At 70.4% G+C, this 8524-nt stretch carries 8 protein-coding genes; 5 read left to right on the top strand and 3 right to left on the bottom strand.

Annotated features, from left to right (window positions below; translation table 11 throughout):
• Positions 1-106: 106 nt before the first annotated feature.
• Both hpnK and hpnJ read right to left on the bottom strand, forming a co-directional pair.
• Positions 107-1069, bottom strand: a complete 963-nt coding sequence (gene hpnK / locus VFS34_14985) for a hopanoid biosynthesis-associated protein HpnK (GenBank protein ID HET9795755.1) — start codon at positions 1067-1069, stop codon at positions 107-109.
• Entirely contained in the window at positions 973-2388 is a 1416-nt protein-coding gene (gene hpnJ, locus VFS34_14990; GenBank protein HET9795756.1) for a hopanoid biosynthesis associated radical SAM protein HpnJ, read from the bottom strand. Before hpnJ ends, hpnK begins: the two co-directional genes overlap by 97 nt.
• A gap of 151 nt (positions 2389-2539) precedes the next feature.
• Here hpnJ and ispH point away from each other — a divergent pair, with 151 nt between their 5' ends.
• Both ispH and VFS34_15000 read left to right on the top strand, forming a co-directional pair.
• A complete protein-coding gene (gene ispH, locus VFS34_14995; GenBank protein HET9795757.1) occupies positions 2540-3526 on the top strand; it encodes a 4-hydroxy-3-methylbut-2-enyl diphosphate reductase in 987 nt (328 codons plus the stop codon).
• A 188-nt stretch (positions 3527-3714) separates the two neighbouring features.
• Entirely contained in the window at positions 3715-3861 is a 147-nt protein-coding gene (locus tag VFS34_15000) for a hypothetical protein (protein HET9795758.1), read from the top strand.
• Positions 3862-3870: 9 nt separating this feature from the next.
• Here the strand turns inward: VFS34_15000 and VFS34_15005 are convergent, their stop codons facing one another.
• Positions 3871-5904, bottom strand: coding sequence for a TonB-dependent receptor (locus VFS34_15005; GenBank protein HET9795759.1), 2034 nt, complete (start codon positions 5902-5904; stop codon positions 3871-3873).
• Between the two features lie 74 nt (positions 5905-5978).
• Between VFS34_15005 and VFS34_15010 the strand changes: the two genes are divergently transcribed.
• From VFS34_15010 to VFS34_15020, 3 genes are all read left to right on the top strand, one after another.
• Positions 5979-7034: a substrate-binding domain-containing protein gene (locus VFS34_15010; protein ID HET9795760.1), complete on the top strand. Its 1056-nt coding sequence runs from the start codon at positions 5979-5981 to the stop codon at positions 7032-7034.
• Positions 7031-7843, top strand: a complete 813-nt coding sequence (locus VFS34_15015) for an ABC transporter permease subunit (protein HET9795761.1) — start codon at positions 7031-7033, stop codon at positions 7841-7843. Before VFS34_15010 ends, VFS34_15015 begins: the two co-directional genes overlap by 4 nt.
• Positions 7843-8524: ABC transporter ATP-binding protein (locus VFS34_15020; protein HET9795762.1), on the top strand; the 682-nt coding region annotated here is incomplete at its 3' end. The genes VFS34_15015 and VFS34_15020, both read left to right, overlap by 1 nt.

The raw sequence follows: 8524 nt of genomic DNA on the forward strand, positions 1-8524 counted from the left end.
GGGGTCTCGCGGAAGAAATCGCGCGCGGCCGCGATCGCCAGGAGCGCGTAGGCCACCGTCCCGGCGCAGGAAACGTACAGCGCGGCCCGAACGACCGCCGGGACCATCAGGGCGTGAGCGCCGCCGCCGGGCGGAAATCGGCGGACGTCGCCGGCCTCAGCCCGTGGGCCTCCATCGCGTCGCGCACGCGCGGGCTGAGGAGCGCGGCGAGTTCCCGGGGGCCCGCTCCGGGAGGACCGTTCAACGGCTCGCCCGGCTCCGGGAGCGCGGGGTGCGCGTAGATCTCGCTCCGTCGCCCGCGGATCCGCGGCAGGAGCGACAGCAGATAGCGCTCGGTCACCCGCCCCGTCTGGAAGAGGCCGTACACGCGGTCGGCGTACGCGATTCCCGCCCGGGCGAGCCGCCGCTCGCCGTGGCGCCGGAGCAGCCGGAAGATTCCCGCCCAGACGAGCTTCGTCGGAAGGGACGACCGGTCGAAGGCGAGCGCCGGCCGCAGCTCCTCCGAGGGAAGGCGGATGGCCGGAATCGCGAACTCGGCCGCGAGATCGCCGAGGATCGCGAGCACGACGGGGTGCAGGTGGAGATGAAGATGTCCGTCGACGTGCGACAGCGGAAGGCCGGTCGCCCGGAACGCCTCGAGCTGCGCACGGATCTCGCCGGGGAGTTCCCTTCGCGCGCGCCGGGAGAACTGGTACACGAGCCCCGCGAGGACGGGAGATTCGCGGAACGCATCGCCCGAAACGAGCGAGCCGACCGCCTCGGGCGGCGACGCGGGTTTGCCGCAGACCAGGACGAGATGCAGGCCGACCGCGAGCGACGGCCGCTCCCGGGCGATCGCGACGGCCTCCCCGCAGGCCGAACCGGTGACCATGAGGCTGGCGGCGGTCAGAATGCCCCGGTCGTGCGCCTCGGCGATCGCGCGATTGACGCCGCGGGAGAATCCGAAGTCGTCGCCGGTGACGACGAGATCCTTCAGGCCTGGTCCTCGCGGGCGGTCATGAATCGCAGGAATTCCGCGCCCTCGCGGAGGCGGCGCTTCATCATCGCGGCGCTCGAGAGCATCTCCCAGGCCATCTCGGCCATCTTCTTCGGGCGGAAGTAGAAGCGCTTGTAGAAGCGCTCCAGCGATTCGAAGATCTGCCGGTGCGAGAGGCCCGGGTATTCGAGCGAGCTGACCTGAACGCCGTCCCCGGCGACGAGCCCCGAGTCGACGAACCAGCCGTTCTCGACCGCCTGGCGATGGAGCTCCGTGCCGGGGTAGGGCGCCGCGAGCGAAACCTGGATCGTGTGCGGGTTGATCTCGCGCGCGAAGCGGATCGTCTCCTCGATCGTCTCCGGCGTCTCGCCGGGAAGTCCCACGATGAACGTCCCGTGGATGACGATCCCGAGCTTGTGGCAGTCCTCGGTGAACCGGCGGGCCCAGTCGATCCGCGTCCCCTTCCGGATGTTGTTCAGGATCTGCTGCGAGCCCGACTCGTAGCCGACGAGGAGGAGCCTGAGGCCGTTGTCCTTCAGGATCTTCAGCGTTTCGTACGGAACGATCGCCTTCGCGTTGCACGACCACGTGACGCCGATCTTCCCGAGGAGGCGGGCGATCGCCTCGGCGCGCGGGCCGTCGTCGGTGAACGTGTCGTCGTCGAAGAAGTACTCCTTCACCTGCGGAAAGTACTCCGCCGCCCGCCGGATCTCCGCCGCGACGTTCGCGGGCGAGCGCGTCCGGTAGCGATGGCCTCCGATCGTCTGCGGCCAGAGACAGAACGTGCAGCGCGAACGGCAGCCGCGCCCCGTGTAGAGCGAGACGTACGGATGCTCGAGGTACCCGATGAAGTAGTCCTCGATCACCAGGTCGCGGCGGTACACGTCGATGACCGACGGGAGCGCGTCCATGTTCTCGATCGTCGCCCGTTCCCGGTTGTGGACGATCCGGCCGCCGTCGCGCCAGCTGAGGCCGTCGATCGCCGCGAAGTCGCGCCCTTCGGCCACCTCGGCGATCGTGTAATCGAACTCGCTTCGCGCGACGAAGTCGATCTCGGAGGACGCCGCGAGGGAGGCCTCCGGAGAGACCGCGACGTGCGCGCCGACGAACCCGATCCGGAGCTTCGGATTCTCCCTCTTCATCGCCTCCGCGACCTTGACGTCCGAGGGATAGGACGGCGTGCTCGTGTGGAGCACCGCGAGCTCGTATTCCGAAGCCATCGGCAGGACGTCCGCGAGCGCGAGCCCCCGCGCCGGCGCGTCGACGAGCCGGCTGTCGGGAACGAGCGCGGCCGGCTGCGCGAGCCACGTCGGATACCAGAAGGAGCGCACTTCGCGGCGCGCCTGGTACCGCGAACCGGCGCCGCCGTCGAAGCCGTCGAAGGACGGGGGGTTGAGGAACAGCGTCCGCACGCACGAAGTATATCGGCAGGCATGCGCGGCGATGCATCGAGCCGGACCGGCGCCTCGTCGTGCCTCGACGTTAACGGCAGATGAATCGCGGCGACCCGGAGCGGCACGACGCGCCCGGCAAACGCGGGCGCGCGCGATATGATCGGGCACGATGTCCGAGAACCCCGCTCCGCCGGCCGTCGAAAAGCTCGTGATCGCGAAGCTCCGCGGCTTCTGCGCGGGCGTCGTGCGCGCGATCGACGTCGTCGAGAAGGCGCTGGAGGTCTGCGACGGCCCGGTCTACGTCCGAAGGGAAATCATCCACAACCGATACGTGGTGAACGAGCTCCGCCGGAAGGGCGCGCGGTTCGTGGACGAAGTCGCGGACGCGCCCGAAGGCGCGTGGCTCGTCTATTCGGCGCACGGCGTCGCGCCCGAAGTTCGCGAGAACGCCCGCCGCCGCCGACTCCGGACGATCGACGCCACCTGCCCTCTCGTGACGAAGGTCCATCTCGAGGCGCTCCATTACGCCCGGCGCGGCTACACGATCCTCCTCATCGGACACGAGGAGCACGACGAGACGGTCGGCACGTTCGGGGAGGCCCCCGACGCCATCCGGATCGTCGGGTCGCGCGAGGACGCGGAGCGGATCGAGGTCCCCGATCCGACGCGGGTCGCCTACCTCACCCAGACGACCCTCTCGCTCGACGACACGCGCGAGATCGCCGACGTCCTCCGCCGCCGGTTCCCCGAGATGGTCAACCCCGCCAAGGACGACATCTGCTACGCCACGCAGAACCGGCAGGACGCCGTCCGGGCGATGGCGCCGCACGTCGATCTCCTGCTCGTCCTCGGCGCGCCGAACAGCTCGAACTCGGTTCGTCTCTGCGAGGTGTCGATGCGCCTCGGCGTTCCCGCGCACCTGATCGAGCGCGCGGACCAGATCCGCCCGGAGTGGCTCGCCGGCGTCCGGGTCCTCGGGCTGACGGCCAGCGCCTCGGCTCCCGAGGTCCTCGTCTGGGAAGTCGTCGATTACGCGCGGGAGAAGCTCGGCGTTCAGATCGTCGAGGAGTTCGAAACGGTGACGGAAGACGTCCACTTCTCGCTGCCGCCCGAGCTTCGCGCGCTCCTCCCCACCCGCGACGCCTCCGCCGGCTGAGACCTCTTCGGCGGACGCCGAGCCCTATCCTTTTCGATAGGGACCGGCGGGGAGGATAGAAGCGCGGAGGAGCGGCGGAGACCGCTCATCCCGCAACCGCCGACTCTCGAAGAAGTTCGCCGGCCTCGGGCGGCGCCTCTCGCTGGCAGCCGCGTTGCGACGTCTCCCCCGCGAAGGGAGAAAACGAAATGCGAGCTTCTCTGGCCACCGTCGAGGTTCCGATCGCGAAGCGGAGCTCGTTCGGCCCGGTTGCCGCCCTCGCGGCTTCGCTCGCCGTTCTCGTCCTCGAGCTCCTCGGGATCCTTCACGGCGTTCACGTCCTGCTCGGACACTGAACGGCGGGTTCACCGCCTCCAGTCGACTCCGACACGCACGCTCCGGCCGGCCGCCGGATAGACGTAAGGAACGTCGTTGCCCTGGAAGTCGGCGAGCGTGAAACCGACGTCGGCGTAACGCTCGTCGGCGAGATTCGCGACGTCGATCCGCAACCGGAAGTCCCCGAAGCTCCGCGCCACCCGCAGGTCGACGACGGAGGCGTCGGGAAGCCGGAAGCGGTTCTCGTCGTCGAGCCACCGGCGGCCGCTCCAGCTCCACACCGCTTCGGCGTCGATTTCCCCGGGGAGCCGGACCGAGGCTCCGGCCCGCACGACGTGCTCCGGAATGTTCTTCAGCTGGCCGCCCGGGCTCCCTTCGCCCCGCGCCTCGACGCGGGCCCAGTCCCACGACGCAAAGGCCGAAAGCGACCTCGTCCAGCTCCACGTCGCGAGCGTCTCGAGACCGGTGTGCCGGCTGTGCCCGATGTTCCGGTAGCGGAAGATCGCCGGATCGAAATCGATTTCGTCGTCGACGTCGATCCGGTACCCCGTGACTTCGAACCGGCCGGCCGCGGCGGGAACCCGGAAGCCGCCTTCCAGCATCCGGGCCCGCTGCGGGGCGAGCTCCGGGTTCGAGATCGTGAACGTTCCCCCCTGGAAGTCGGAGAACGGGCGCGGATCGAACTGCTGATCGAACGTCGCCGCCTTGAAGGCGCGCGAATACTGCACGAAAACGGACGGGGAATCGGCGCCGCGCGATCCGAGGATGGCGACCGCGCCGGCCTGCGGCGACCACGCCTCGTGGGCCGAGGAGACGCTCGGCTCCGTCAGCCGGTCCGACACGCGATCCCATCTCAGGCCCGCCGTCAGGCGGAGCCGCGGAAAGGGATCGGCGTCCGCGGCGAGGAACGCGCCTTCCCGGTCTCGGGCGCCGCGCGCGGCGCCGACGCGCTCCCCCGCCGCGCCGTTCTCGTCGACCGAGCGGTAGACGCTGTCGATGCCGTCGCGCGACCACTCCGCTCCGCCCCGAAGGCGGATTCCGCCGAGCGCCGGGGATGCCGTCCAGCGGCCGTCGAGGACCGCACCGACGCCGTTGGAATCCAGAGCCTGCGCGGCCGTCTCGCCGAGCGCCGGCGCGACCAGCAGGGTCCTCACGAGATCGGTGCGACGGAGCGTTCCGTACGCGAGCGCGCGGAACGGAACGGCCGCACCGCTCTGTTCGAAAGCGATCGATCCGCGGAGCCGGTCGGTCCTCTCGTGGTCGAACCGGAACAGGGGATCGGAAGCGCGGGGGTCCGAGCGGGCGGCATCGAGCGAAAGCTGGCCGGGATCGTCGCGGTCCTTCCCGGTTCCGGCGACGCGGAACGACCACGTCCGGTCCTCATCCGGACGGCGCGCCTCGACGGCGAATCCCTGGTCGTCTTCCGCCGAGTGGGCGCGAAATCCGTCCGTCCGCGACGCGTTTCCGGCCGCGGAGAGTCCGAAGTCTCCGGCGGCGACGCGGGCGGCGGCGCTCGCCGCGGCGCCCCCGAAGCTCCCCGCCGACGCCGATGCCGACGCGCCGCTCCCGTCGCCGCCCCGCGTGAAGACCTGGATGACGCCCGCGAGCGCCGCGTCTCCGTAGAGGGGAGACGCCGCGCCCCGGACCGCTTCGATCCGCTCGATCCGTTCCGCCGGGAGCGCCCGCCAGTCGACGATTCCCGAATTCGCGTCGCCGCTCGGCACGCCGTCGATCCGAACCTGCACGTACTCGGCGTCCCCTCCCCCGAAGAAGCCGCGCGCCGTGAGCATCGGAGGCGTTCCGCCGGCGTCCGATCCGAAGAAGAGCTCGAACCCCGGAAGGTACCGGATGAGCTCGCCCAGGTTCTGCGCGGGCAGCGCGTCGATCTCGGTACGGGTGAGGGTCGACACCGCCGCGGGCGCCGCGTCCCGGGGCCCGGGCGCGCGGTCGGCCGTGACGACGATGTCCTCGTGGACCGGGACGGGAGTCGGGGGCGCCGAGTCCTGTCCGAAGACGGCGAGCGGGATGCCCAGAGCGAACAGGATCAGCGTCTTCGAGCTCAATCTCCCGCGGATCGTGCAACCCCTGTGCCGGGAAGCGCGGGTGCCGGGGATCTGAGAGAATGTCCCCGCCCCCGATGACGAATTTCGAGCATGAGACGCCCGGCGGTCCCGGGTCTCTCGGCCGGACCCGCTCCGCGTTCGCCGCTCTCCTCTGCGCGGGCCTGCTCCTGTGGGCCCTCTGGCCCGCGCTCTTCCGCCGTTCGTCCGCGGCCCCGCGCACGATCGTCTTCTACGGATTCAGCATCCTCGGCGAGGCGATGAACGACGGGATCTTCCCCGCCTTTCAGTCCCGCTGGAAGGAGAGGACCGGCGAGACGGTCGAATTCGCGGGCTCGTTCGCGGGGTCGGGAACGATCACGAACCAGGTCCTGCTCGGAGTTCCCGCCGACCTCGCCCTCGTCGCGCTGGATCTCGACGCACGGCGAATCGCCGCGGGCGGGCGAACGCGCGAGGAGTCGTGGCGGGAACTCCCCCACGGGGGAGTCGTCAATCGCACGCCATTCGTGATCCTCGTCCGGACCGGAAATCCGAAGGGCATCCACGGCTTCGAAGATCTCGCGCGCCCCGGGGTCCGCATCGTGCACCCCGACCCGCTGACGTCCGGGGGCGCCCTCTGGGCGATTCTCGCCGAGTACGGCGCCGGCGAGATCGCGCGCCCGGGAGGGGGGCGGGAACTTCTCCTCGGGATCTGGCGCAACGTCGTCGCGCAGTCCTCGTCGGCGCGCGCCGCGCGCACGCAGTTCGAAAACGGTTTCGGCGACGCGCTCGTGACCTACGAACAGGAAGCCGTATGGGACCGCTCCCGCCGGCGGCTCCCGTTCGACGTCGTGTACCCGCGCGCGACCGTTCTGAGCGACCATACCGTCGTCGTGCTCGACCGCAACATCGCGTCCCCGCGCCGGCCGCTCGTCGATGCGTTCGCCGCCTTTCTCTGGTCCGACGAGGCGCAGCGGATCTTCGTCCGCTACGGCTTTCGGAGCGTGGACGAACGCTGGAACGCCGGGAATCCCGCCTTCGGCGCGATCGCCGAGCCCTTCGGGGTGGAGCGCTTCGGGGGATGGCCCCGCGCGAAGTCCGAGATCGTCGACCGCGTCTGGCGCGACGACGTCATGAAGGCGGTGCACCCGTGAACGGCCGGCGCGGAACCATCCCCGCGGCGATCCTCGTCCTCGTTCTCCTCCCGCTCATGCTGATGCCGCTCGGCGCGGTCTTCGCGTTCGCGCTCCGGGGAGGATTCGGAGCGTTCTGGAAGGTCCTGCGCTCCCCCGACGCCCTCTTCGCGATGCGGTTCTCGGTGCTCATCGCCTTCGGAACCGCGGCGGTCAACGCCGTGCTCGGCACGTTCGCCGCGTACGTCCTCTCCAAATACCGCTTCTTCGGAAAACGCTCGCTCAGCGTCGTGGTGAATCTTCCGGTCGCGATCCCGACCGTCGTCGTCGGGACGTCCCTCCTGCTGCTCTGGGGGCCGATCGGCTGGCTCGGGCGCCTCCTCGATCCCGCGGGCATCCACCCGATGTTCGCGCCCGCGGGGATTCTCCTCGCGCACGTCTTCGTGACGTTCCCGTACATGGTGGGCGCCGTGCGGCCTCTCCTCGACGAGCTCGAGGAGAGCTACGAGGAAGCCGCCTACACGATCGGCGCCACCCGCTGGCAGACCTTCCGCTTCGTCGTCCTCCCGGCGCTGCGCGCGGGAATCTCGACGGGCGTGCTCCTGACGTTCGCGCATTCTCTCGGCGAATTCGGAGCGACCGTGATGGTTTCGGGGAACCTGCGCCTGCGGACGCAGACCGCGCCCCTCTACATCTTCGCGCAGTTCGAGGCGGGAAGGATCGCGGAGGCGAACGCCGTCGCCGCGGTTCTGGCTTTGCTCTCCTTCCTGATCTTCTTCGTGCTCCTGAGCGATCGCGGGCCCCGGAGCGGCGAGCGGCGGGCGGCCTGATGTCCATCGTCCTCGACGGCCTGACGAAGCGGTTCGGGACGCAGCCGGTCGTCGACCGGCTCACCCTCGAGCTCCGCGACGGCGAGCTCTTCGTGCTGCTCGGGTCGAGCGGCAGCGGCAAGAGCACGGTGCTCCGGCTGATCGCAGGGCTCCTCCCGCCGGATGCCGGCCGGATCGTCCTGCACGACCGGGACGTGACCGGACTTCCTCCGCAGCAGCGGGGCGTCGGGTTCGTCTTCCAGAACTTCTCCATCTTCCGGCACATGACCGCCGCGAAGAACATCGAGTTCGGCCTGCGGATCCGCGGCGTCCGATCCGCGGACCGCGCCCGGCGGCGCGAGGAGCTGCTCGATCTCGTCGGGCTCGGCGGCCTCGGCGGCCGGTACGCCCATCAGCTCTCCGGAGGCCAGCTGCAGCGCGTCGCGCTCGCGCGGGCCCTCGCGTACGAGCCCGCCGTCCTCCTCCTCGACGAGCCGTTCGGCGCCCTCGACGCGAAGATCCGAAGCCAGCTCCGCCGGAGCCTCCGCGAGGTCCAGCAGCAGCTCTCGGTGACGACCATCCTCGTCACCCACGACCAGGAGGAGGCCTTCGAGGTCGGCGACCGCATCGGGGTGCTCGAGCGCGGCCGCCTTCTCGAGGGCGGAACGGCGAGGACGCTCTACGAGCGCCCCCGGACCCTCT

The sequence above is a fragment of the Thermoanaerobaculia bacterium genome, from assembly GCA_035717485.1.
Lineage (GTDB): Bacteria > Acidobacteriota > Thermoanaerobaculia > UBA5066 > DATFVB01 > DATFVB01.

Excerpts from the sequence above, each read along its gene's own strand:
- ispH (HET9795757.1), top strand. The coding sequence starts at position 2,540 with ATGTCCGAGAACCCCGCTCCGCCGGCCGTCGAAAAGCTCGTGATCGCG.
- VFS34_15000 (HET9795758.1), top strand. The coding sequence starts at position 3,715 with ATGCGAGCTTCTCTGGCCACCGTCGAGGTTCCGATCGCGAAGCGGAGC.
- VFS34_15010 (HET9795760.1), top strand. The coding sequence starts at position 5,979 with ATGACGAATTTCGAGCATGAGACGCCCGGCGGTCCCGGGTCTCTCGGC.